Source organism: Pantoea sp. Ap-967, assembly GCF_011752565.1.
GTDB lineage: Bacteria > Pseudomonadota > Gammaproteobacteria > Pseudomonadales > Pseudomonadaceae > Aquipseudomonas.
In genome coordinates, this window is the sequence record NZ_VWXK01000011.1 from 104,493 (window position 1) to 128,384 (window position 23,892).

The 23,892-nt window shown below is 66.4% G+C and carries 25 protein-coding genes and 1 riboswitch; of the genes, 13 read left to right on the forward strand and 12 right to left on the reverse strand.

Annotation, left to right across the window (positions count from 1 at the left end; genetic code table 11):
* Positions 1-173: 173 nt before the first annotated feature.
* From trxA to F3J45_RS13955, 3 genes are read right to left on the reverse strand one after another with little or no spacing between them, the layout of a single operon-like run.
* Entirely contained in the window at positions 174-1,046 is an 873-nt protein-coding gene (gene trxA / locus F3J45_RS13945; protein WP_167063246.1) for a thioredoxin, read from the reverse strand.
* Positions 1,047-1,077: 31 nt separating this feature from the next.
* On the reverse strand, positions 1,078-1,737 hold the full coding sequence (locus tag F3J45_RS13950; protein ID WP_167063249.1) for a 50S ribosomal protein L11 methyltransferase: 660 nt from the start codon (positions 1,735-1,737) through the stop codon (positions 1,078-1,080).
* A 1-nt stretch (position 1,738) separates the two neighbouring features.
* The gene (locus F3J45_RS13955) at positions 1,739-2,191 is read right to left on the reverse strand and encodes a YbaY family lipoprotein (protein WP_167063252.1); all 453 of its coding nucleotides are present in this window, start codon (positions 2,189-2,191) and stop codon (positions 1,739-1,741) included.
* Between the two features lie 105 nt (positions 2,192-2,296).
* Here F3J45_RS13955 and nrdR point away from each other — a divergent pair, with 105 nt between their 5' ends.
* The 12 genes from nrdR to F3J45_RS14015 all read left to right on the forward strand — a co-directional run bounded on the left by nrdR (position 2,297) and on the right by F3J45_RS14015 (position 11,143).
* Positions 2,297-2,761 (forward strand): transcriptional regulator NrdR, encoded by a 465-nt coding sequence (gene nrdR / locus F3J45_RS13960; protein WP_054886565.1) that lies wholly within the window; start codon positions 2,297-2,299, stop codon positions 2,759-2,761.
* 2 nt (positions 2,762-2,763) lie between these two features.
* Positions 2,764-3,894, forward strand: a complete 1,131-nt coding sequence (ribD, locus tag F3J45_RS13965) for a bifunctional diaminohydroxyphosphoribosylaminopyrimidine deaminase/5-amino-6-(5-phosphoribosylamino)uracil reductase RibD (protein WP_167063254.1) — start codon at positions 2,764-2,766, stop codon at positions 3,892-3,894.
* Between the two features lie 42 nt (positions 3,895-3,936).
* On the forward strand, positions 3,937-4,602 hold the full coding sequence (locus tag F3J45_RS13970) for a riboflavin synthase (RefSeq protein ID WP_016497780.1): 666 nt from the start codon (positions 3,937-3,939) through the stop codon (positions 4,600-4,602).
* Positions 4,603-4,620: 18 nt separating this feature from the next.
* Entirely contained in the window at positions 4,621-5,712 is a 1,092-nt protein-coding gene (ribBA, locus tag F3J45_RS13975; protein ID WP_167063257.1) for a bifunctional 3,4-dihydroxy-2-butanone-4-phosphate synthase/GTP cyclohydrolase II, read from the forward strand.
* A gap of 92 nt (positions 5,713-5,804) precedes the next feature.
* Entirely contained in the window at positions 5,805-6,281 is a 477-nt protein-coding gene (gene ribE, locus F3J45_RS13980) for a 6,7-dimethyl-8-ribityllumazine synthase (protein WP_027917814.1), read from the forward strand.
* Positions 6,278-6,778, forward strand: a complete 501-nt coding sequence (gene nusB / locus F3J45_RS13985) for a transcription antitermination factor NusB (protein WP_167063260.1) — start codon at positions 6,278-6,280, stop codon at positions 6,776-6,778. The genes ribE and nusB overlap by 4 nt, the downstream gene beginning before the upstream one ends.
* Positions 6,779-6,796: 18 nt before the next feature.
* On the forward strand, positions 6,797-7,765 hold the full coding sequence (gene thiL, locus F3J45_RS13990; protein ID WP_167063263.1) for a thiamine-phosphate kinase: 969 nt from the start codon (positions 6,797-6,799) through the stop codon (positions 7,763-7,765).
* Positions 7,762-8,265, forward strand: coding sequence for a phosphatidylglycerophosphatase A (locus F3J45_RS13995; protein WP_167063266.1), 504 nt, complete (start codon positions 7,762-7,764; stop codon positions 8,263-8,265). The genes thiL and F3J45_RS13995 overlap by 4 nt, the downstream gene beginning before the upstream one ends.
* A 16-nt stretch (positions 8,266-8,281) precedes the next feature.
* A complete protein-coding gene (locus F3J45_RS14000; protein ID WP_167063269.1) occupies positions 8,282-9,025 on the forward strand; it encodes an ABC transporter substrate-binding protein in 744 nt (247 codons plus the stop codon).
* 263 nt (positions 9,026-9,288) lie between these two features.
* On the forward strand, positions 9,289-9,906 hold the full coding sequence (gene ribA / locus F3J45_RS14005; protein ID WP_167063272.1) for a GTP cyclohydrolase II: 618 nt from the start codon (positions 9,289-9,291) through the stop codon (positions 9,904-9,906).
* Entirely contained in the window at positions 9,903-10,322 is a 420-nt protein-coding gene (locus tag F3J45_RS14010) for an MFS transporter (protein ID WP_167063275.1), read from the forward strand. The genes ribA and F3J45_RS14010 overlap by 4 nt, the downstream gene beginning before the upstream one ends.
* Complete coding sequence (locus F3J45_RS14015; RefSeq protein WP_167063278.1) at positions 10,322-11,143, forward strand: cobalamin-binding protein; 822 nt, start codon at positions 10,322-10,324, stop codon at positions 11,141-11,143. The genes F3J45_RS14010 and F3J45_RS14015 overlap by 1 nt, the downstream gene beginning before the upstream one ends.
* Here the strand turns inward: F3J45_RS14015 and F3J45_RS14020 are convergent.
* The 8 genes from F3J45_RS14020 to F3J45_RS14055 form a co-directional block, all read right to left on the reverse strand.
* Complete coding sequence (locus tag F3J45_RS14020) at positions 11,121-12,992, reverse strand: TonB-dependent receptor domain-containing protein (RefSeq protein WP_167063281.1); 1,872 nt, start codon at positions 12,990-12,992, stop codon at positions 11,121-11,123. The genes F3J45_RS14015 and F3J45_RS14020 overlap by 23 nt on opposite strands.
* Positions 12,993-13,086: 94 nt before the next feature.
* On the reverse strand, positions 13,087-14,982 hold the full coding sequence (gene dxs, locus F3J45_RS14025) for a 1-deoxy-D-xylulose-5-phosphate synthase (RefSeq protein WP_167063284.1): 1,896 nt from the start codon (positions 14,980-14,982) through the stop codon (positions 13,087-13,089).
* 187 nt (positions 14,983-15,169) lie between these two features.
* A complete protein-coding gene (gene ispA, locus F3J45_RS14030) occupies positions 15,170-16,057 on the reverse strand; it encodes a (2E,6E)-farnesyl diphosphate synthase (protein WP_167063287.1) in 888 nt (295 codons plus the stop codon).
* Positions 16,054-16,296, reverse strand: coding sequence for an exodeoxyribonuclease VII small subunit (locus F3J45_RS14035; protein ID WP_027594918.1), 243 nt, complete (start codon positions 16,294-16,296; stop codon positions 16,054-16,056). Before F3J45_RS14035 ends, ispA begins: the two co-directional genes overlap by 4 nt.
* 171 nt (positions 16,297-16,467) lie before the next feature.
* Positions 16,468-17,118: a 3,4-dihydroxy-2-butanone-4-phosphate synthase gene (gene ribB, locus F3J45_RS14040; RefSeq protein ID WP_167063290.1), complete on the reverse strand. Its 651-nt coding sequence runs from the start codon at positions 17,116-17,118 to the stop codon at positions 16,468-16,470.
* Between the two features lie 80 nt (positions 17,119-17,198).
* Positions 17,199-17,340, reverse strand: a riboswitch (FMN riboswitch).
* A gap of 68 nt (positions 17,341-17,408) precedes the next feature.
* Positions 17,409-18,299 (reverse strand): alpha/beta hydrolase, encoded by an 891-nt coding sequence (locus tag F3J45_RS14045; RefSeq protein WP_167063293.1) that lies wholly within the window; start codon positions 18,297-18,299, stop codon positions 17,409-17,411.
* 68 nt (positions 18,300-18,367) lie between these two features.
* Positions 18,368-19,714 carry a sensor histidine kinase gene (locus tag F3J45_RS14050; protein WP_167063296.1) on the reverse strand — a complete coding sequence of 449 codons (1,347 nt, stop codon included), beginning with the start codon at positions 19,712-19,714 and terminating at the stop codon, positions 18,368-18,370.
* Positions 19,714-20,406, reverse strand: coding sequence for a response regulator transcription factor (locus F3J45_RS14055; protein ID WP_167063299.1), 693 nt, complete (start codon positions 20,404-20,406; stop codon positions 19,714-19,716). Before F3J45_RS14055 ends, F3J45_RS14050 begins: the two co-directional genes overlap by 1 nt.
* Before the next feature lie 192 nt (positions 20,407-20,598).
* On the opposite strand from F3J45_RS14055, the gene F3J45_RS14060 reads away from it, so the two are divergent.
* Entirely contained in the window at positions 20,599-22,773 is a 2,175-nt protein-coding gene (locus F3J45_RS14060) for a TonB-dependent siderophore receptor (RefSeq protein ID WP_167063301.1), read from the forward strand.
* A gap of 389 nt (positions 22,774-23,162) precedes the next feature.
* Here the strand turns inward: F3J45_RS14060 and F3J45_RS14065 are convergent, their stop codons facing one another.
* On the reverse strand, positions 23,163-23,864 hold the full coding sequence (locus F3J45_RS14065) for an XRE family transcriptional regulator (RefSeq protein WP_167063304.1): 702 nt from the start codon (positions 23,862-23,864) through the stop codon (positions 23,163-23,165).
* Positions 23,865-23,892: the final 28 nt, after the last annotated feature.

Genomic DNA, 23,892 nt, shown 5'->3' on the forward strand with positions numbered 1-23,892 from the left:
GTGCATGGTAGGAGCGAGCACAGCTCGCGATGGGGCGCGCAGCGGCCCCAGGCTCTCAGCTTTGCCGCCAATATTGCCGGGGCTGCCTTGCAGCCCATCGCGAGCTGCGCTAGCTCCTACCGGGACTGCGCAAACCCGAAGGCGGCGCAGCCCCTGTCGCAACGGCCTTCAGCTCAGAACATGGCCGAAGACAACCGGCGGCGATAAACGCCCACCAGCGGGTGATCACTGCCCAGCAGTTCGAAAACCTGCAGCATCGCCTTCTGCGGCAAGCCGTTCTCATACCCACGGTTACGCTGGAACAGCTTCAGCAACCCTTCCAGCGCCGCCTCGTACTGCTGGCGCGCCAGTTGCTGGATGCTCAGCTGGTAAGCCGCCTCGTCATCCTGTGGGTTCTGCGCCAGGCGGCTTTTCAGGTCGGCGACTTCCGGCAGGCTGGCAGCCTGGCGCAGGAAGGTCAGCTGGGCCTTGGCGCCGGCCAGGGCGGCCTTGTGCTCGTCGGTCTTGACCGCATCCAGCACCACTTGGGCTTCACCCAACTCGCCCCGCTCGGCCAGGCAACGGGCATACAGGATCAGCGCCTCGGCATTGCTGTTGTCTTCGCCCAGCAGCGCCTGCAGCAGCGCCTCGGCCTCGGCGAAACGGCTTTCGGCGAACAGCGCCTTGGCCTGCTCCAGCGGCGATGCAGCGGGTGCGGCAGGCATCTGCACGTGCGGCTCAAGCATGGCGCGGATGGCCGACTCCGGCTGTGCGCCGGCAAAGCCGTCAACCGGTTGGCCGTCCTTGAACAGCACCACGGTCGGCAGGCTGCGAATGCCGAACTGCGCCACCACTTGTTGCTCGACATCGCAGTTGATCTTGGCCAGCAGCAACTCGCCTTGGTAGCCCTCGGTGATCTTCGCCAGCAGCGGCATCAGGGCCTTGCATGGCGCGCACCACTCGGCCCAGAAATCCACCAGCACCGGCTTGTGGAAGGAGTTCTCGATCACCAGTTGCTGGAAGTTGGCATCGGTGGCGTCGAAAATGTACGGCAGGTCTTGGCTCATCGCGACTCTCGCAAATCCGTGAATGGCACCACTATAAAGGCTCGCGACTGGCGTGGTACAGGCTGACCCGGCGGAATTCGTGCGGCTCGGCCAGGTCTGGCAGGGTCAGCGCTTCCAGCACGCCCAGTTGGCGATACAGCGGGTGGCTGAATTCACGCACCCGCGAGTCGGCTACCAGCGCCTGGCGGCCGCGGCTGAGGAAGGCGTCGAGCAGCGGCAGGTTGGCCCGGTCGTACAGCACGTCGGCCACCAGGATCAGATCGAAGCGGTCGGCTTCGGCGAAGAAATCGTCGCTATAGCCCAGTTCCACGCCATTGAGTGCGGCGTTGGCACGGCACGCCTGCAGGGCCAGCGGGTCGAGGTCGCAGGCCACCACTTCCAGCGCCCCGGCGTGGGCTGCAGCAATGCCGGCAATGCCGGAACCGGCGCCGAAATCCAGCACGCGCTTGCCCGCCACCCAGTGCGGGTTGGCCGCGAGGTAGCGGGCCATGGCCAGGCCGCTGGCCCAGCAGAAGCTCCAGTACGGCGGCTCTTCGAGGATGCGCCGGGTTTCCTCGCTGCTGAACGCGCGGTCCATGTTCTGGTCATCGATCAGCCACAGTTTCAGCGCACATTCCGGCAGTTCGCTGGCCACCAGGCGCGCCTCGCCGATCAGGCTGCTGAGCGCCTGTTGCAGGGCAAGCGGCGCCACTTCAGGGCACCGCTTCGAAACGCAGCGGGCCGGTGGCCTGGGTTTGTGGCTGGGCAATGCGCACGGGCGGCAGGTGCATGATCAGCTCGCCGGAGCGGCTGACGCGGCCACGCAGCTCCACCCGCGCACCGGCCGGGAAGGCTTCGGGGTTGAAACGCAGCTGGTAGGGCAGGGCTTGGCCGGTGCCGGAGAGGGTGCTGCTGGCCAGCAGTTGCTGCGGGCGGTTGCGCTCATCGATCACCAGCAGCGCCAGTTCCACGTCGGTGCCGGGCGGGATGTCCAGCAGCGTGCCGCTCAGTTCGCGCTGGTAGGCCGGCAGCGGGCCCAGTGGCTCGGCTTTGCGGGCGGTGGTGGCCGGGGCGGGCGCAGGGGCGGCTTCGGTCTTGGGCCGATCGCTGCCGCAGGCGGCGAGCAGGGCGGCGCAGCACAGCACGAGGAGCGCACGAAGATGCATGGGTGGGTCCTTCACGGGCAGAATTCTATGGATGTTAACCCCTTTGGCTTGTCTTGCCAGTGCAATGCGCTACCATGGCCCTCCCTTTTTTTGTTGCCTGCCACCATGCACTGTCCGTTTTGCGGTGCCAACGACACCAAGGTCATCGACTCGCGTCTGGTCGCCGAGGGCGAACAGGTGCGCCGCCGCCGTGAATGCGTCGCCTGTGGCGAGCGTTTCACCACCTTCGAAACCGCCGAGCTGGTGTTGCCGCGGCTGATCAAGCAGGACGGCACCCGCCAGCCCTTCGACGAAGAGAAGCTGCGTGCCGGCATGCAGCGTGCGCTGGAAAAGCGCCCGGTCAGCATCGAGCGCCTGGAAGCGGCGCTGGCGCACATCAAGAGCCGCCTGCGCGCCACTGGCGAGCGCGAAGTGAAGTCGCTGGTGGTGGGTGAAATGGTCATGGCCGAGCTGCGCAAGCTCGATGAAGTCGCCTACATCCGCTTCGCCTCGGTGTACCGGCGCTTCCAGGACCTCGACGAATTCCGCGAAGAAATCGACCGCCTGGCCCGCGAGCCGGCTAAAGAGTGAGCATGCCCAGCCAGACCGCGATCCTCGACGCCCACTACATGGCCCGCGCGCTGGAGCTGGCGCGCAAGGGTGTGTACACCACCCATCCCAACCCGCGCGTGGGCTGCGTGATCGTTCGCGATGGCGAGGTAGTGGGCGAGGGCTGGCACGTGCGCGCCGGCGAGCCGCATGCCGAGGTACATGCTCTGCGCCAGGCCGGCGAGCGGGCCCGCGGGGCTTGTGCCTACGTGACACTGGAGCCGTGCAGCCACCATGGCCGCACCCCGCCGTGCGCCGAGGCATTGGTCAAGGCAGGGGTGGCCCGCGTGGTCGCCGCCATGCAGGACCCCAACCCGCAAGTGGCAGGCCAAGGCCTGCAACGCCTGGCCGAGGCCGGCATCCGTGTTGCCAGCGGCGTGCTCGAAGCCGAAGCCCGCGCCCTCAACCCCGGCTTTCTCAAGCGCATGGAGCACGGCCTGCCGTTCGTGCGCGCCAAGCTGGCGATGAGCCTGGACGGGCGCACGGCCATGGCCAGCGGCGAAAGCCAGTGGATCACCGGCCCCGCTGCCCGTTCGGCGGTGCAGCGCCTGCGCGCCCGCTCCAGCGTGGTGCTGACCAGCGCCGCCAGCGTGCTGGCCGACAATGCGCGGATGACCGTGCGCGGCGCCGAGCTGGGCCTGGATGCCGAAACCACTGCCCTGGCCCTGAGCCGCACCCCGCTGCGCGTGCTTGTCGACGGCCGCCTGCGCCTGCCCCTGGACGCACCGTTCTTCCAGGCCGGCCCGGCGCTGGTGGTGACGGCCCAGGGCGATGACCCACGCTATGCCGCCGCCGGCCATGAGCTGCTGAGCCTGCCCGGCAGCGATGGCCGGGTCGACTTGCCCGCCTTGCTGCAGGCCCTGGCCGCCCGTGGCAGCAACGAAATCCTGCTCGAAGCCGGTGCTGGCCTGGTCGGCGCCTTTGCCCGGTTGGGCCTGGTCGACGAGTACCAGCTGTTCGTTGCCGGCACCTTCCTCGGTTCCCAGGCCCGTCCATTGCTGGACTGGCCGCTGGAGCAGATGAGCCAGGCGCCGCGGCTGAAAATCACCGAAATGCGCGCAGTGGGCGATGACTGGCGGGTCACGGCCATCCCTCTGCCGGCGCCCGGCGTATAATGCCCGGCTTGCCCCGCGCAACCCGTTTCTGAGGAAGTCCCCATGTTCACCGGCATCATCGAATCCATCGGCACCATCCGCAGCCTCACCCCCAAGGGCGGTGATGTGCGCGTCTACGTCGAAACCGGCAAGCTCGACCTGGGTGACGTCAAGCTCGGCGACAGCATCGCCGTCAACGGCGTGTGCCTGACCGCCGTCGAACTGCCGGGCAACGGGTTCTGGGCCGACGTCAGCGTCGAAACACTCAAGCGCACCGCCTTCATCGACCTCAAGAGCGGCAGCAAGGTCAACCTGGAAAAGGCCCTGACCCCCACCACCCGCCTGGGCGGCCACCTGGTCAGCGGCCATGTCGACGGCGTGGGTGAAATCATCTCGCGCAGCGATAACGCCCGCGCCATCCAGTTCCGCGTGCGTGCGCCCAAGGAGCTGGCCAAGTACATCGCCCACAAGGGCTCGATCACCGTCGACGGCACCAGCCTGACGGTCAATGAGGTCAATGGCGCCGAGTTCGAGCTGACCATTGTCCCGCACACCCTGTCCGAAACCATCATGGCCGACTACCGCGCAGGGCGTCGGGTGAACCTTGAGGTCGACCTGCTGGCCCGTTACCTGGAGCGTTTGCTGCTGGGCGACAAGGCGGCCGAGCCGAGCAAGGGCAGTGGCATCACCGAAAGCTTCCTGGCCGCCAACGGCTTCTTGAAATCCTGATTGAGAAGGGGGTGCCGAGTGGCGCTCAACAGCATCGAAGAACTGGTTGAAGACATCCGCCAGGGCAAAATGGTCATCCTCATGGATGACGAAGACCGCGAGAACGAAGGCGACATCATCATGGCGGCCGAGTGCTGCCTGCCTGAGCACATCAACTTCATGGCCAAGCACGCCCGTGGCCTGATCTGCATGCCGATGACCCGCGAGCGCTGCGAAACCCTGAAGCTGCCGCTGATGGCGCCGCGCAATGGCTCGGGCTTCGGCACCAAGTTCACCGTGTCGATCGAAGCTGCCGAAGGCGTCACCACCGGCATTTCCGCTGCCGACCGCGCCCGCACCGTGCAGGCTGCAGCGGCCAAGGACGCCAAGGCCGACGACATCGTCAGCCCCGGCCACATCTTCCCGCTGATGGCCCAGCCCGGCGGCACCCTGGCCCGCGCCGGCCACACCGAAGCGGCCTGCGACCTGGCGCGCATGGCCGGGTTCGAGCCCAGCGGCGTGATCTGCGAGGTGATGAACGACGACGGCACCATGTCGCGCCGCGCCGAGCTGGAAGTGTTCGCGGCCGAGCACGGCCTGAAGATCGGCACCATCGCCGACCTGATCCACTACCGCATGATCCACGAGCGCACCGTGCAGCGCGTTTCCGAGCAGCCAATCGAGAGCGAGCTGGGTGAATTCAACCTGGTCACCTACCGTGACGCGGTGGAAGGCGACGTGCACATGGCCCTGACCCTGGGCAACATCTGCGCCGAAGAGCCCACCCTGGTGCGTGTGCACAACATGGACCCCCTGCGCGACCTGCTGCTGGTCAAGCAGCCGGGCCGCTGGAGCCTGCGTGCGGCCATGGCCGCCGTGGCCGAGGCCGGCAGCGGCGTGGTGCTGCTGCTGGGCCACCCGCTGGACGGCGACGTGCTGCTGGCGCACATCCGCGAAAGCGCAGGCGATGCGCCAACCAAGGCGCCGACCACCTACAGCACCGTCGGTGCCGGTTCGCAGATCCTGCGTGACCTCGGCGTGCGCAAGATGCGCCTGATGAGTTCGCCGATGAAGTTCAATGCGATATCCGGATTCGATCTGGAAGTTGTAGAATACGTGCCCTCCGAGTGACGTGAGGTGGCATTGACGCCCCTCTACTCGAGTCCAGACCCCTGTCGAGGCCGCTTGCATGCGGCCTCGCTCTTGAAGATGAGAATATCGGAATGACCCTGAAGACCATCGAAGGTACCTTCATCGCCCCCAAAGGTCGCTATGCTTTGGTGGTTGGCCGCTTCAACAGCTTCGTCGTCGAAAGCCTGGTAAGCGGTGCCGTTGATACCCTGGTACGCCACGGTGTCAGCGAAAGCGACATCACCATCATCCGTGCCCCGGGCGCGTTCGAAATCCCGCTGGTGGCACAGAAAGTCGCCCAACAAGGCGAATATGACGCGATCATCGCCCTGGGCGCCGTGATCCGTGGCGGCACCCCGCACTTCGAATACGTGGCGGGCGAATGCACCAAGGGCCTGGCCCAGGTGTCCATGGAGTTCGGCGTACCGGTGGCCTTCGGCGTTCTGACCGTCGACTCCATCGAACAAGCCATCGAGCGCTCCGGCACCAAGGCTGGCAACAAAGGCGGTGAAGCTGCCCTGTCCGCTCTGGAAATGGTCAGCCTGCTGGCGCAGTTGGAGGCCAAGTGATTAGCGACGAAAGCGATCGTTTCAACCCGCGCGATCCAAAACCTGCGGATGCCGGCAAGCCATCGAAGAGCGCCAAGCGCCGCGAAGCCCGCAAGCTCGCGACCCAGGCCCTCTACCAATGGCACATGGCCCAGCATTCGCTGAACGAGATCGAAGCGCAGTTCCGGGTCGATAACGATTTCACCGATGTCGACGGTGCCTATTTCCGCGAGATCCTGCACGGGGTTCCGGCAATCAAGGCGGAGATCGACAAGGCGCTGGTGCCTTGCATGACCATCGCCCTGGAAGAGCTCGACCCGGTCGAGCTGGCCGTGCTGCGCCTGTCCACCTGGGAGCTGATCAAGCGCGTCGACGTACCGTACCGCGTGGTGATCAACGAAGGCGTGGAACTGGCCAAGGTCTTCGGTGCCACCGACGGCCACAAGTTCGTCAACGGTGTGCTGGACAAGCTCGCCCCGGCCCTGCGTGAAGCAGAAGTCAAGGCGAACAAGCGCTGATCCTGGCGCTGCCTGCCCATGGGTGAGTTCGAGCTGATCAACCATTACTTCGCCGCCGCGCCCTGTGCGCAAGGCGGTGAGGGCGTGGCCCTGGGCATTGGCGACGACTGCGCCCTGCTGGACCTTCCACCCGGTGAACAACTGGCGGTGTCGACCGACACCCTGGTCGCCGGCGTGCATTTCCCCTCCGTGTGCGACCCGCTCCTGCTGGGCCAGCGCTCGTTGGCCGTGGCGGCCAGCGACCTGGCGGCCATGGGCGCGACCGCCATCGGCTTCACCCTCGCCCTGACCCTGCCCGACGTCGGCCCTGACTGGCTGGCAGCCTATGCCGACGGCCTCAGCCGCATGGCCCACCGTTGCCGCATGAGCCTGATCGGCGGCGACACCACCCGTGGCCCGTTGAGCATCACCGTGACCGTGTTCGGCCGGGTGCCGGTTGGCCAGGCGCTGCGCCGCAGCGGTGCGCGCCCCGGTGACCTGCTGTGCGTTGGTGGCTCGCTGGGCAGGGCGGCGGGGGCCTTGCCGCTGGTGCTGGGCGAGCGTGAAGCACCGGCCGAGCAGGCCGAAGCGTTGCTGAACCAGTATTGGTCGCCGATGCCCCAGCTCACCCTCGGCCAACTGCTGCGTGGCAAGGCCACGGCGGCGCTGGACATCTCCGATGGCCTGCTCGCCGACTGCGGGCATATCGCCAAGGCATCGGCGGTAGCGCTGGAGGTGAACCTGGTGCAGGTGCCAGTGTCTCCTGCTCTGGAGGCATTCCTCGGGCTGCACGCGGCCCGCCAGGCAGCGCTCACCGGCGGTGACGACTACGTGCTGGCCTTCACCCTGCCGCCTGCGGCGCTAGCCTCGCTGACGGGCCTAGGCGTGGTCGAGGTGCACGTCATCGGCCGTGTGCTCGAAGGCCAGGGCGTGACCCTGCGCGATGCCCAGGGCCAGGACATCACCCCCGCCCAGCGGGGTTATCAACATTTTAGGGAGACACCGTGACCGACCACCCGAACCAGGTGCCTGCGGAGTTCGTTCCGCCATCGGTCTGGCGCAACCCGTGGCACTTCATCGCCTTTGGCTTCGGCTCCGGCACCCTGCCCAAGGCCCCCGGCACCTGGGGCTCGATGGTGGCGATTCCGTTCATCCCGCTGTGGCAGATGCTGCCAGACTGGGGCTACTGGTTGCTGCTGGGCGTCATGATGCTGTTCGGCTTCTGGCTGTGCGGCAAGGTCGCCAACGACTTGCGCGTGCACGATCATGAAGGCATTGTCTGGGATGAGATGGTGGGCATGTGGATCACCCTTTGGCTGGTGCCGGAAGGGTGGCAGTGGATCCTTGCCGGGTTCCTGATGTTCCGTTTCTTCGACATCCTCAAGCCATGGCCGATTCGCTGGATCGACCGGCATGTGCATGGCGGTGTCGGGATCATGCTCGACGATATCCTGGCCGGTGTGTTCGCCTGGCTGGGCATGCAGCTGCTGGTGTGGGCGGTGGGCTGAAACAAGGAGTGCTTCGATGGCCATAAGGACTGTGCTGCTGGCAATGATGCTGGGCCTTGCCCCCTGGGCAGGGGCGGCCGACGCTGTTCCGAAGCAGGTCCACCTGGTCAGCGAAGAGTGGATCGACTACACCAACGCCGACGGCACCGGGGTGGCCTGGGACGTGCTGCGCAAGGTATTCGAGCCGGCCGGGGTCAAGGTGATGACCCAGAGCGCGCCGTACAGCCGCGCGGTCGGGCTGGTCAAGCGCGGCGAGGCCGATGCCTGGGTGGGCTCGTACAAGGACGAGAACGACGACAACCTGTACCCGCGCTGGCACTTCGACATGGACCACATCTACGCCCTGGGGCTTGCCAGCAAGCCGGTGCCGACCCTGGACACCGTGGGCCAGTTCCGCCTGGCCTGGGTGCGTGGCTACGACTACGCCAGCTACCTGCCCAACGCGCACAACTTCCGCGAAATCCAGCGCCGTGAAGGTATCCTGCCAATGCTTGAGCATGAGCGGGTGGACTTCTACATCGACGCCCAGACCGAGGTCGACTACGTGCTCGGCCAAGCACCCCAGCCACAGCGTTTTCGCCGTACCCACGTGGCCGAGTTGCCGCTGTACCTGGCGTTTTCCCGCAACGACCAGGGCAAAGCCCTGCGCGACCTGTTCGACAAGCGCATGGCCGAGCTGGTGCACAGCGGCGAATTGAAGCCGATTTTCGAGCACTGGAAGCAGCCGTATCCGTTCACTGCCGACAGCAAGCCGCAATAACACCAAGGGTTTATGGCCTGGAGCGGCCTTTGTGGGAGCGGGCTTGCCCGCGAAGAAAGCGACGCGGTGCCTGGCACGGGCTTCGCCCGTGTTCGCGGGCAAGCCCGCTCCCACAGGGATCGCGCCTATTTCAAACGCTGTGCAAGTAAAGATAAGCATCGAACTTTTCGATCTTACCCCTCGGTATTCAGCCTGCGCACAGTCGCCAACCTGCTGATACAATCGGCTCACGAGAATTTTCCTACTTGCACCAGGAGCACAACGTGCCCGTCGTCTTTGTCGCCGCCTCAAAACTCCCGACTCCCTTTGCGATCTTCACCATGCATGGCTTCCTCGATGAAGCCACCGGCCGCGAGCACGTGGTGCTCAGCCTGGGTGATATTGCCGACGGCGAGCCGGTGCTGGGGCGCCTGCACTCCGAGTGCCTGACCGGCGATGCCTTGTTCAGCCAGCGTTGCGACTGCGGTTCGCAACTTGAAGCCGCCCTGCAGGCCATCGCCCGCGAAGGCCGTGGCGTGCTGCTGTACCTGCGCCAGGAAGGCCGTGGCATTGGCCTGTTGAACAAAATCCGCGCCTACGAACTGCAGGATGGTGGTGCCGACACCGTCGAGGCCAACGAGCGCCTGGGCTTTGCCGCCGACCAGCGCGACTACGCCATGTGCCTGCCGATGCTGGAGCACCTGGACGTGAAATCGCTGCGCCTGATGACCAACAACCCGCGCAAGGTCAAGGCCCTGACCGACATGAACATTAAGGTTGCCGAGCGCGTGCCGCTGCACACCGGCCACAACCCGCACAACCGTTATTACCTGGCGACCAAGGCCGGCAAGCTTGGCCACATGCTGGGTAACGAACACCAGGGCGAGGTGCCCCAGGCGTGACACGCGCCGAGGTGAAGCGGCGCCTGGCGCTGGCCTGGTGGCAATACCTGGCGGTTGGCCTGGTGCCGCTGCCGGTGATGGCCTGGGCCTTCGGTGGGGGTGATGCACTGATCCCGGTGCTGGCCATGCCGCTGTTCATCGCCGGTGCTGCCACCATGTTCCTCAGCCTGCCGCGCTTCGGTGCCTACAAACGTGCCCTGATCGCCACCTCGAACGTGCTGGGTACGGCTGAAGAGCCGGCCGCCTGGCTCACCCTGGCGCGGGTGCGGCGCATGGCCATGCTGTATGCCTGCTTCCCCGCCTGGGTGGCAGCGTTGTCGGTGCTGGTGGGCCTGGAGGCGGTTGCGCAGATCCTTCTGGCGCTGTCCACTGCCGTGCTGCTCTACCTCTACCGCATTCCCCGCCAGCTCAGCTGATGCGCTGGCTGCTTGGCCTGCTGGCGCTGCTGGCGCTGCTGGCCTGCACCGCGCAGGCTGGTGAACCGTTGCGGGTGGTCAGCCTGGCGCCGTCCATGAGCGAAATCATGCTGGAGCTGCAGGCCGATGACCTGTTGGTAGGCATACTCGACGGCGGCGAACGCCCAGCAGCCCTGCGCGGCCTGCCGTCGGTCGGGCGCCAGGGGCAGCTCGACATGGAACGCCTGCTCAGCCTGCGGCCTGACCTGCTGCTGTTGTGGCCCGGCAGTGTCGCCCCGGCCCAGCGCGACCAGCTCAAGCGCCTGGGTATCGCCACCTACAGCGCCGAACCCCACGACCTGAACCAGTTGCTCGAACAGATCGAAGCGCTTGCCGTGCAGGTTGGCCGTGGCGAGCGGGGCCGCGAGTATGTGCAGGGGCTGCGCGAGCGCCTGCAGCAGCTGCGCCAGCTGTACCGCCGTGACAAGCCGCTGCGGGTGTTCTACCAGGTGTGGGACCGGCCCTTGTATACCCTGGGTGGGCAGCAGGTGGTCAGCGATGCGCTGACGGTGTGCGGGGCGCAGAATATCTTCGCCGACCAGCGCCTGCCGGCGCCGCAAGTGAGCGTGGAGTCGGTGCTGCTGCGCGACCCCCAGGTGATTCTGGCTGGGGACCCGGCGCAGCTTGCCAGTTGGCAGGCCTGGCCGCGGCTCACGGCCGTGGCCCGCAATGGCCTGCTGGTGGTGCCAGACAAAGGCCTGGAGCGGCCCAGCGGGCAGATGATCGAAGCCACCGCGCGCCTGTGCGCGCTGCTGGCGGCTAAAGTGCCGGCGTCCAGGTGACGCTGAACAAGGCCGTGCGGCCTTCTTCGCGGTAGCCGTAGCCGCTCCCCTCATAACTGTACAGCGCCCGGCTGTAAGCCTTGTCCAGCAGGTTGTCCAGTTTCACTTCCAGCTTCACTTCGTCGGTTGCCATCCACCCGGCACGCAGGCCGAGCAAGCCGTAGCCGCCCAGGCGGTTGCGGTTGGCTTCATCGTCGTAGCTGGCGCTGACGGCCTGCCAGCTGGCGCCCAGGTTGAAGCGCGCGAGCTGGCGGTCCACATCCAGGCTCAGGGTGCGCCGGGCACGGCGGGCGAGGGTATGGCCGCTGTCGCGGTCGCGCGGGTCGGTCAGTGCCAGGCCCAGCTGGCTGTGCCACTCGCCCCAGCGCTGATCCAGCGCCAGCTCTAGGCCATTGATGCGGGCGGCGGCGACGTTTCGCGGGATCGAGCCCTCGCCGAAGATGATCGCGTCACGCAGGTCGGTACGGTACAGCGAGGCTTCCAGGCGGCTGTCACGGGTCAGCTGGCTGCGCCACTGCAGCTCGTAGCTTTTCGAGCGTTCGGGCTTGAGGCCCGGGTTGCTGAAATCCGGGTAGTACAAGTCATTGAAGGTCGGCGCACGGAACCCTTCGCTGTAGGACAGCAGCACGTCGTTGTGCGGGTTCAGCGGCACGCTCAGGCTGCCGCTCCAGGTGGTCTGGCCACCGAACTGCTGGTTCTGGTCACGGCGTACGCCCAACTCGGTGGAGAATGCCTCGCCGCTGTAGCGGTGCTGGATGAACGCGGCGCGGTTCCAGCGGCTGTCCTGGCTGAAGTCGGTGCTGCCGTGCACGCGGTCCTGGTACCAGTCGCCGCCGACCAACAGGTTGTGCCGCTCGCCCAGGGCCAGGTCGTTCTGCCAGGTGAGCTGGTCACGGTAGGTGTTGAACACGAAGCGCTCGTCGCTGAGCGTGTCGCGCTTGTCGTCGCGGTTTTCGCTGTGGCCCAGTTCCAGGCGCGAGTGCCACTGGTCGGTGAGCTGGGCGTCCAGGTAGCTGCCCAGGCTGCTGACGTTGAAATCGGTGTAGGGCTTCTGCCCGACGCTTTCGAAGCTCACCGGGTCGAAGCGGCCGAACGGGTTGTCGTATTCGCTGCGGCCCTGGCTGTCGAGCAGGTTCAGGCCGGCCTCGAAGCGTTCGCTGAAGGTATGGCTCAGGCTCAGGTTGAACGAGCGGTTGCGGTAGGCGTCATGGTCGCCATCGCTGGCGAACGACGGGCCGGTCGAGTCGATGCCGGCGGTTTCGTCCAGGCTGGCGCCAAGGTTGAAGCGGGTGGCGGCATCGCCGCCAGACAGCCCCAGGCTGCGCTGGAACGTCTGGTTGCTGCCGGCGGCCAGGCGCAGGCGCGGTTGCAGCCCGGGGCCGCTGCTGCGGCGGGTGAAGATCTGGATCACCCCGCCGATGGCATCGCTGCCGTACACCGCCGAGCGCGAGCCGCGCAGCACTTCGACGCGCTCGATCTGGTCGATGTCGAGAAACTGCAGGCCGCTGTCGCCGGAGGTGGCATTGGCGATGCGCACGCCGTCGACCAGCACCAGGCTCTGGGCGGCCTTGGTGCCGCGGATGAAGATGCCCGGCAGGCTGCCGCGCCCGCCCGTTGGCGCCACTTGCACGCCCGGCACGCGGGTGAGCAGGTCGGTGACACTGCTCGGTTGCAGGCGGTCGATGTCGGCGCGGGTGAAAACGGTGTTGGCGGCACTGGTGGCGGTGCGCGATTCGACCTGGCGGTTGGCGCTGATCAGGGTGTCGGGGAGCTTGAGGGCGTCGTCGCGTTCAGCGGCCAGCAAGGGCAGGGGGAGGCACAGCAGCGGGGCAAAGGTCAGAATTTTCATGGGCAGTACACTAGCATTCGCGGGGCAAGCCCGCTCCTACAGATGTGTCATCGACCATTTGTGTGTAGGAGCGGGCTTGCCCCGCGAAAGGGCCCTAGAGCCCAAGCTTGGCCATGCGAGCTTTAACAGCCGCTTCGATGCCAGCCGCATCCAGCCCACATTCGGCCAGCATCTGCGCAGGCTTGGCATGCTCGACATAGATATCCGGCAACCCCAGGTGCAGCAGCGGCTTGACCACGGCCTCGTTGGCCAGGAACTCGCCGACGGCAGCGCCAGCGCCGCCCATGATGGCGTTTTCCTCGATGGTCACCAGCAGTTCATGCTTGGCGGCCAGCTCCAGCACCAGGGCCTCGTCCAGCGGCTTGACGAAGCGCATGTCGACCACTGTGGCGTTGATCTGCTCGGCCACCTGCAGGGCTTCGGCCAGCTGCACGCCAAACACCAGCAGGGCAACCTTTTCGCCCTGGCGGCGAACCACGCCCTTGCCGATTTCCAGCGGTTCGAGGTCGCTGCTGATCGGTGCGTTCGGGCCGGTGCCACGCGGGTAGCGCACGGCGGCCGGGCCGTTGTAGAGGTGGCCGGTGCTGAGCATCTTGCGCAGCTCGTTTTCGTCGCTTGGGGTCATCACCAGCATGCCGGGGATGCAACGCAGGTACGACAGGTCGTAGCTGCCCGCGTGGGTCGGGCCGTCTTCGCCCACCAGGCCTGCGCGGTCGATGGCGAACAGCACATCGAGGTTCTGCACGGCCACGTCGTGAATCAGCTGGTCGTAGGCGCGCTGCAGGAAGGTGGAGTAGATCGCCACCACCGGCTTGCTGCCTTCGCAGGCCATGCCGGCGGCCAGGGTAACCGCGTGCTGCTCGGCAATCGCCACGTCGAAGTAGCGCTGCGGGTAGCGTTCGCTGAAGGCCACCAGGTCGGAGCCTTCCTTCATGGCCGGGGTAATGCCCACCAGGCGCTTGTCGGCGGCGGCCATGTCGCACAGCCACTGGCCGAACACCGCGGAATACTTGGGCCCGCTGGCCTTCTTCGGCGCCGCCGGCTTGTCGGCCGGTTCAAGCTTGGTGATGGCGTGGTAGCCGATGGGGTCGACCTCGGCCGGGGCGAAGCCCTTGCCCTTCTTGGTCACCACATGCAGGAACTGCGGGCCCTTGAGGTCGCGCATGTTGCGCAGGGTGGCGATCATGGTCGGCAGGTCGTGGCCGTCGATAGGGCCGATGTAGTTCCAGCCCAGCTCTTCGAACAAGGTGCCGGGCACCAGCATGCCCTTGGCGTATTCCTCGGTGCGGCGGGCAATTTCCCAGGCCCCGGGCAGGCGCGACAGCACTTTCTTGCTGCCTTCGCGCATGCTGGCGTAGGTGCGGCTGGAGAGGATCTTGGCCAGGTAGTTGGACAGGCCACCGACATTGCGCGAAATCGACATGTCGTTGTCGTTGAGGATCACCAGCATGTCGGCGTTGACTTCCTGGGCGTGGTTCAACGCCTCGAAGGCCATGCCGGCGGTGAGCGCACCGTCACCGATCACCGCGATCGACTTGCGCGCGCTGTTTTGCAGGCGGGCGGCGATGGCCATGCCCAGGGCGGCGCTGATCGAGGTGCTGGAGTGGCCGACGCCAAAGGTGTCGTACTCGCTTTCGCTGCGCCGCGGGAAGGCGGCGATGCCGTCCTTCTGGCGCAGGCTGAGCATGCGGTTGCGCCGGCCGGTGAGGATCTTGTGCGGGTAGGCCTGGTGGCCGACGTCCCACACCAACCGGTCGTCCGGGGTGTCGAAGACGTAGTGCAGGGCGATCGTCAGCTCGATGACACCCAGGCCGGCACCGAAATGCCCACCGGTCTGGCCAACGGTGTAGAGCAATTCCTGGCGCAACTCGTCGGCCAGGGTCTCCAGGTCGGCTTCGGCCAGCCGGCGCAGGCCGGCAGGCGTGTCAGCGCGGTCGAGCAACGGCGTGACCGGGCGTTCGCGGGGGATCTCTTGAAACGTCGTGGGCATCAGGCGAGTCGTTATAGGTGTGTGAAGACGCGGCAGTTTACCCCATTGTGGGAAATACTGCCCATTCATGCGGGTGCTACTGGGGCTGCTGTGCAGCCCTCCGCGGGCAAGCCCGCTCCCATAGGAGATCACCTATCCCTGCAGGAGCGGGCTTGCCCGCGAAGGGCCGCAAAGCGGCCCCGATCAATCAATGGCGGCGTTCGACGATGTAACGCGCCAGCGCCCGCAGCGGCTCGGCCTTTTCACCGAACCCTTCCAGTGCGACCAGCGCCTGGTCGCGCAGTTCGGTTGCATAGGCCTTGGCGGCGTCCAGCCCCAGCAACGCCGGGTAGGTCGGTTTGTCACGGGCGATGTCCGCGCCCTGGCGCTTGCCCAGGGTGGCGGTATCGCTTTCCACGTCAAGAATGTCGTCCTGCACCTGGAACGCCAGGCCGATGGCCTGTGCATACACCTGCAGGGCATCCAGCTGCGCCGGCTCGGCGCGGCCGCTGGCCAGGGCGCCGAGGCGCACGCTGGCTTCGATCAGGGCGCCGGTCTTGTGCCGGTGCATGTATTCCAGGGCCTGTTGGTCGAGCTTCATGCCTACCGAGCCGAGGTCGATGGCCTGGCCGCCGACCATGCCCGCCGGGCCTGCAGCCTTGGCCAGGGCCTGGACCATGGCCAGGCGGATGCTGTCGGGCTGCGTGCTCAGGCGCGGGTCGAGCAGGGCGCTGAAGGCCAGGCTCTGCAGGCCGTCACCGGCCAGGATCGCGCAGGCTTCGTCAAACGCCTTGTGGGTGGTTGGCTGGCCGCGGCGCAGGTCGTCGTCGTCCATCGCCGGCAGGTCGTCGTGCACCAGCGAGTAGGCGTGGATCAGCTCCACCGCGCAAGCGGCGCCGTTGGCCTGTTCGGCCGGCGCACCCAGGGCTTCGCAGGCGGCGTAGGCGAGCAGCGGGCGCACCCGCTTGCCGCCGTTCATCACGCTGTAGCGCATGGCCGCGTAGAGCCGTTCCAGCTCTTTGGACGGGGCGACGAACAGCGGGTCGAGGGCTGCGTCGACGCGCGCCTGGCAGCTGGCCTGGTACTCGCCGATCATGCTTCGGGCTCCGCGTCGAACGGCTGGGCAGCCAGCTCGCCGTCACGCTCCAGCAGGATTTGCACTTTCTGCTCGGCCTGGGCCAGGGCGCCCTGGCAATCGCGGGTCAAGGCGATGCCTTGCTCGAAGGCGGCCAGCGAGTCTTCCAGCGACAGTTCGCCGTTCTCCAGGCGTTCGACCAGGGCTTGCAGGTCGGCGAGGGATTGTTCGAAATCGAGGGAGGCTTTTTTGCGGGCCATGGCGACAGTCTCGGTGGCGGGTCGGAACGGCGCGACGTTAGCAGAGCGGGGCTAGGGGAGCAAACTTCCGCTGGATTTGCCGGCCCATTCGCGGGCTGCCTGACGTGCGCGCGCCCCGGTAGGAGCGAGCGCAGCTCGCGATTGGGCCGCAAAGCGGCCCCATACGCTCAATCAGGCCGGCTCGGCCTCCAACGCCACCATGGCCTCACGGCACCGCGCCAACTCTTCGATGGTCAGCACCGGCAGGTTGTACTGCCGTGCATACACCGCCACCTGCTCACCACGGGCCATGCTGCCATCGGGGTTCATCAGCTCGCACAGCACCGCCGCCGGGCGCAACCCGGCCAGCCGCGCCAGGTCCACCGAGCCTTCGGTGTGCCCACGGCGGGCCAGCACACCACCGTCGCGCGCACGCAGCGGGAACACATGGCCTGGGCTGACGATATGGCGTTGCTCGGCGGTGGAACGCAGCGCCGCCTCGATGGTGGTGATGCGGTCCTGGGCCGAAACCCCGGTGCTCACGCCTTCGGCCGCTTCGATGGTGACGGTGAAGCCGGTGCCATGGCGGGCCTGATTGTTCTGCACCATTGGCGCCAGTTGCAGGGCGTCGACGGTGGCCTCGTCCAGGCACAGGCAGACGATGCCGCTGCAGTCGCGGATCATCATGGCCATGGTGTCCAGCGACAGGTTCTGGGCGGCGGCCACGATGTCGGCTTCGTCCTCGCGGTCGTCATCGTCGAGCAGCAGCACGGGGCGGCCGGCCTGGAAGGCGGCAATGGCGGCGGATACGTTGGGGAATTGTTTGTGCAGCAAAGGGGACATGAAACGCTCCTCGTGAATGATCGATGAACGTCTCGGGGCGAACAAAATGCGCGCGCAGGGGCGCCCGGATGGCCCCTGCTTTACGCCTTCTTTCATCCGGACTATGACCGTCGGCTCTGGAGTTGCACCAGATCTGCTGACCTCCGGCATGGCCGGAGCGCTCGCGGGCTCATCTTTCGATTTACCGCCGGTGGGGACTTTCACCCCGCCCTGAAGACCGGGGCAGCATACAACATCTGTGCGCCCCCCGGTAGGCGCGAGCGCAGCTCGCGATCAGGGCCGATGCTGGCTTACCGAGCCATCTCGTCAATCACCCTGCCCAGCGAAGCCGGCAACATCGCCCCATGCCCCAGCCCCTCGAACCGCTCATAGCGCACCTGCACCCCAGGCACCTTGGCCAGATCATCCGCCAGCGCCACCGCTGGCCGCTCCGCCCCCGGCTGCAAAGGCCCACGTGGGTTCGCTGGTTCCTCGCTCCCACGCATCAGCAACACGCGTGGCCGGCTATTCCCCAGGCGCTGCGGCAACCCCTGCGCCTCGCGCACGATCGCCCCGTCATGCCACCACAGCGAAGGGCTGGCTGCGGCATAGTCGCTAAACGCCTCGGGCCGGGTGAACAGCGCATGCAGCACCGCCAACCCGCCATAGGAATGCCCCCACAACGTTTGCCGCGCCAGGTCAATCGGCGCCACACCTGCCACCCTCGGGCGCATCTTGCTCACCAGCAGGTCGAGAAACGCATCCACGCCACCGCTGGGCTCACCGGTCAGCGGGTCGCGCTGCTCGGCATTGCCTGGCAGCCTGGGGGTGTAATCGAAGGTACGCCCGGTACGCTCGATGCGCTGTTCGGTCTGGTACCCCACCGCCACCAGCAATGGCGCCTGGCCAGCCGCCAGGCGGTCAAGCTGCTGGCGGCCAAGTGCCCCTAGCGCGGCATTGCCGTCGAGCATCCACAGCACCGGATAACCTGCGGCCGGTGCCGGGCGATTCGGCTTGCCAATCCACAACCGGTAGTGCCGCTGGCCGTCGGCCGAATCCAGGTCGAGCTGGCTGAAGCGGTAGGCCAGGTCCTGGCGCTGCAGCAGTGACGTGTCCATCTTCTGCTCGTGCTCCGGCTGGGCCAGGGCGACGGGGGCCACCAGGGCCAGCGTCAAGGCCAGGGACAGGGTCATCTTGCTCATCGGGAGTCTCATCGGCGCCGTGCGGGAAGGGCCCGATGATAATCAGTACCGATTGAGCGTAAAGCGCCTTAACTTTCTAAACACTCCTCGCTCGCGGGCAGCAGTACATGCAGGCACAGCCCGGGGTGCGCGTTGCTGGCCCAGAGCTTGCCGCCCTGCAGTTCGATGGCGCGGCGGGCGATGGCCAGCCCCAGGCCAAAGCCTGCACCACTGTTTTCAAGGCGCTGGTAGGGCTTGAAGATGCGCTCAAGGTCCGCGTGCGGTACGCCGGGCCCCTGATCGCTGACGCGCAGGTGCCAGTAGCCTGCTTCACGCCAGCCATCGAGGCTGACCCGCCCGCCTGCGGGTGAGTGGCGGATGGCATTGCGCATCAGGTTTTCCAGCGCCTGGGCCAGGCTGTCGAGGTGCACTTGCACCCGGCAGTCGGTGCCCAGCGAGCAGGGCAGGCGGGCAGGGGCCCAGCCGCTTTCGAAGCAGATGTCCTGGCACAGGGCCTCCCACACCGACACCATCAGCACCGGCTCGGTGGCCAGCTGCGGTTGCTCGGTGTCCATCCAGGCCAGGTCCAGGGTGTCTTCGAGCAGCTTCTGCATGTCATTCACCTCACGTTCCAGGCGCTCGCGCAGTTGCGCTGGCGGCAGGTCGCTGTCATGGGCGATGCGCAGCCGCGCCAGGGGCGTGCGCAACTCGTGGGACAAGGTGCGCAGCAGCAGGCGCTGCTGCTCCAGGCTCTGGCGCAGGCGCCCGGCCATGTGTTCGAAGGCCTGGGCCAGCTCACCCAATTCGTCGCGGCGCTCTTGCAGGGGCAGGCCCGGGCTTTCCAGGTCGTCGGCGCGCAGGGCGTCGGCGCGGTCGCGCAGGCGGTTCAGCGGCACCACCAGGTGACGGTACAAGGCCAGGCCCAGCAGCAGCGCCAGCAGCGTGGGGGCCACACCGTGGGTGATGACGTGGGTCCAGGGCGTAAGGCCGGTGGGCAGCAGGCGCTCGGGCAATTGCAGCACCAGGCGGCCGGCCTCGGGGTGCTGCGGGAACTCGATGCTGACGTAGGGCAGCTCGTCCTGCAGGCGCCGGCTCATCGGCCAGTCGAGCTTGCGCATGAAGGTCAGGTGGCTGGCCTCCTCGGCGTCCAGCGGCGTGGTGCCGAGGCTTTGCAGGTGCGGGCCGAGCAACACCACCCAGGTGTCCTCGGCCTTTTCCAGCTGCCGGCGAAAGGCCTCGGCGCCGTTGGCGCCGCCCGCTTGCCAGGCGTCTTCGGCCTGCTGGGCGTAGCGCGCCAGGTAGTCCTGGTCGGCCTGGGACAGGAAGTAGGTGCTGCGTTCCACCGACAGGCCCCAGGTCCAGATCAGCCAGGTCAGCAGCAGGCAGAAGCTGACTTGCAGGGCGGCGAGTTTCCACAGCAGGGGGTGGCGACGCATCAGGCTTGTTCCGTGTTGACCAGCAGGTAGCCCTGGCCACGCACGGCCTGGATCTGCACATGCTGGGCGGCGATGTCGACCAGCTTGCGGCGCAGGTTGCACACGTGCACGTCAAGGCCGCGGTCCAGGCGGGTGTAGGCCCGGTGCAGCACGGTCTGGTAGAGGAACGGCTTGCTCAGGGCTTCACCGGGGTGGGCGCTCAAGGTGGCCAGCAAGCGAAATTCCGAGGCCGTAAGGCCTGCGGCCTTGCCCTGGTGCAGCACGTCCTGCAGGTCCTGGTCGAACACCAGCTGGCCGGTTTCGGCCTGCGCAGGGGTGTTGCGCCCGAAGGCCACGCGGCGCAGCAGGGCGTCCACCCGGGCATCCAGCTCGGCCAGGCTGAAGGGCTTGGGCAGGTAGTCGTCGGCGCCACGGGTAAAGCCGCTGATGCGGTCCTGCTCGGCGCCCAGCGCCGACATCAGCATCACCGGCACGGCCTGCTGGCGGCGCAGCTCGTCGAGCAGGCTGAGGCCGTCGATGCCCGGCAGCATGATGTCCAGCAGCACCAGGTCGAAGTGGCTCTGGCGCACCGCGCTCAGGGCCTGGGTGCCGGTGGCGCAGTCATGCACCTGGAAACCGCGGTTCAGAAAGTGGCGCTGCAGGTCTTGGCGCAGGCGGGGGTCATCTTCGACGAGCAGGAGAGAGGTGGGCATCGGGCGTCTTGAATGAGAATTCATATCAGTTGGCGATCATCCCATTGTGGGCAGGCGAGGGCAATCGTCCCGTGCCCACGGCATGTGTTAAGAAGGTTAATCCTGCTGCACCCCTGGTTTTGCTCCGGTATCGTTCGCAAAAAGCAACGTGTTTCGTTTGCGATTCAATATCATTTGGGCTAGGGGCGTGTCATGAGTGGTTGCAAAGGTATGGGGAACCCGGGGCGGGTTCGTGGATGGCTGGTGCTGGGCTTGCTGGCGCCGTTTTCAGTGTCGGCACTGGCTGAAACGGTCGCGAACCAGGCTGCGGCCGACGGCTCGCTGGACCTGCCGGCACTGACCATCGAGGGCAACCGCCTGTACGACATGCTGCCCTCCGAAGCCACCGGCGGCTACAGCGTCGACGCTGCCACCGTGGGCACCAAGACGCCGGCTGCGCTCAAGGACATCCCCCAGTCGATCACCGTCTACACCCAGGACTACGTCAAGGACCGCCAGTTCGTGCACCTGGACGACCTGGCCAAGTACACCGCCGGCCTGCGTACCCTGACCAACGACAGTGGCCGTTCGTCGATCTACGCCCGTGGCTACGAGTACAGCGAGTTCAACATCGACGGCCTGCCGGCACCGATGGCCAGCATCTTCGGCACCGTGCCGTCATTGGCAGCCTTCGACCGGGTCGAGATCATGCGCGGCCCGGCGGGGCTGTTCAGCAGCACCAGCGAGCTGGGTGGCGTGGTCAACATGGTGCGCAAGCGCCCCACCGCCGAATTCCAGGGCCACATCGAGGGCAGCTATGGCACCTGGGACACCAACCACGAGGAAATCGACCTGAGCGGGCCGCTGGATGAGGCCGGCCGCGTGCGTGGGCGCTTCATTGCCTCGCGTGACGACACCAATGGCGAGGTCGACTACAACGCCAACACCAGCAATAGCTACTATGGCGCGCTGGACATCGACCTGGACGCAGACACCACCCTGTCGTTCGGCCTGATCCACGAGGTGAAGAACATCACCCCGCACAACGGCTACCCGGCCACGTTGTCCGGCGAGGTGCCCGACTTCAGCCACTCGCGCTTCCTCGGTGCCGACTGGAACTACTTCGATGGCAAGACCACCGACCTGGTCGCTGAGCTGACCCATCGCTTCGACAACGGCGGCTACGGCCGGGTCGCTGCCCGTGGTTCGCACCGCGACACCAACTACCTGTATGCCTTCACCGCGACCAACGCCACCACCGGGGCCAACTCCGAGCGTGCCAGCGCCCGTGACTTCACCCAGGACACCTACTCGCTCGACGCCAGCTACAGCCAGCCGTTCGAAACCTTCGGCCAGGTCAGCGAATTCGTGGTGGGTACCGACTACAAGAACTACGACACCGAATACCTGAACGGCACCACCAACCTGGGTAGCATCAACGTCAACACCTACTCGCCGACGCGCTTCAACAAGCCATCGCCGAACTACAGCACCGAAACCGGCATGCAAGAGCAAGAGTACGGCCTGTACTCCAAGGTCACCTTCCGCCCGGTCGAGCGCCTGGCGCTGATCGCCGGTGGCCGTTTCAGCTGGTACAGCGGCGATTTCTACACCACGACGCTGAGCAGCGGCTCGACGGTCGACGACAGCAAGCGAGTGAGCGGCCGCTTCACCCCCTATGGCGGTGTGGTGTACGACCTGACCGACAACCATGCGCTGTACGCCAGCTACTCGCAGGTGTTCAAGCCGCAGTCGGACACCGACGGCAATGGCCGGGTGCTCAAGCCGCGCCAGGGCGAGCAATATGAGTTCGGCCTCAAGAGCAGCTACTTCGGTGGCGACCTGAACACGCGCTTCTCGGTGTTCCGCCTGACCGACAAGAACCGCGCCAGCACCGAATACGATGCTGACGGTGTCGATACCGGTTTCTCGGTGGCCTCCGGCAAGACCCGGGTCAAAGGCGCCGAAGTGGAAGTGAGCGGCAAGTTGACGCCGAACTGGGAGCTGCTGGCCGGTTACACCTGGATGGAAACCGAGACGGTCAAGGGCGATGCGGAGACGACGTTCTTCATCATGCCGCGCAACCAGGCATCGCTGTGGAGCAAGTACACCATCAGCCAGGGGCCGCTGACCGGTTTGGCCATTGGCGGTGGGGTGTCGGCGATGAGCAACTTCTACGCTGAGAACGGTGGGGTGCGCATCGATGCGCCGGGGTATGCGACCGTGGATGCGATGTTGTCGTACCCGGTGACCTCGAAGCTGACCGCGACCTTCAACGTCAACAACCTGTTCGACCGGGATTACCTGTCGCGGGTGGGGTCGACCTCCACGTTCAACTTCTATGGGCCGTCGCGCAGCATGATGGTCGGGGCGCGGTATGACTTCTAAGTTCAGGTGTTCGTCGGCAGATGTGCAGCGCCTATGACATCGAGCGCCGCCCGCGCGGCGCATCGCGAGCTGCGCTCGCTCCTACGGTTTCTGCACAAATCCGGTAGGAGCGAGCAAAGCTCGCGATGCGCCGCGCAAGCGGGGCTCTATCTGACGGGCATTAAAAAGCCGGCTTGTGGCCGGCTTCTCGGGGACGGTTCCGACTAATTTATGGTAAGCCGCAACCGCCTTAACTGTGTGGCCATCAAGGGCCTGAAAGAGATGGCTGACGGTCGTGTGGAACGTCGCCGAGCCCTCTGGAACGCGGTTTGCACCGGCCGGGGCTGAATGTGCCGCGTAGCATACAAGGGCTGGGCCAAGATGCCCAGCAAAAATTGGCACACGTTGTGTCACCCCGGGCGGCGCTGGCGGAAATGCGACCAGTGGAATACCCAACCCAGCACTTCCAGGCCCTGCACCAGGCATTGCGTGGGGGTGTAGCGCTCCACCATGTAGTTGCCCTGGTTGTGGCTGTGCAGGCACAGCAGGCGGTTATGCCCGATGCTCAAGCTGTGTACCCGCAGCTTGCCATTGTGGCGCAGGGCGTAGGTTTCGCCGTCGACCACCTCGGTCTGGCTCAGGTCCACTGCCAGGATCGCATCGCGAGGAATCCACGGGGCCATGTTGGCTGCCGGCATGGCCACGCAGATGGCGCTGTCTTCCGGCACGCCCAATACCTGCAGCGCTTCGGCCGGTAGCACCATGTGATAGCCGTCGACCCCCACCAACTCGCCTTCGTGCACCACATGGTAGGGCACCTGCAACAACGGCGCCCCAGGGCTGGTCAGGGTGGTTGGCGCCACCTCCCGGGCCGGGCGCGACGGGCTCATGCGCAGCAGCGGGTTGGGGTGCTTGGGGCCTTCGCCGGTGCGCAGCCAGCGCCGGTGCACACTGAACAGGTCGGCCAGCTCATCGATGCGGGCCAGGGGAATGCCGCGCTTGAACCAGTTGTTCACGTGCTGCGACGTGACGCGGCGCTGGGCGGCGAAATCGGAAGGGGACAGGCCACATTCTTGGAGCAGGGCCTTGAGGCGATCACCGGATGTGTTCATGGCGGCGAGTGTAGCGGCGCGGTGCCAG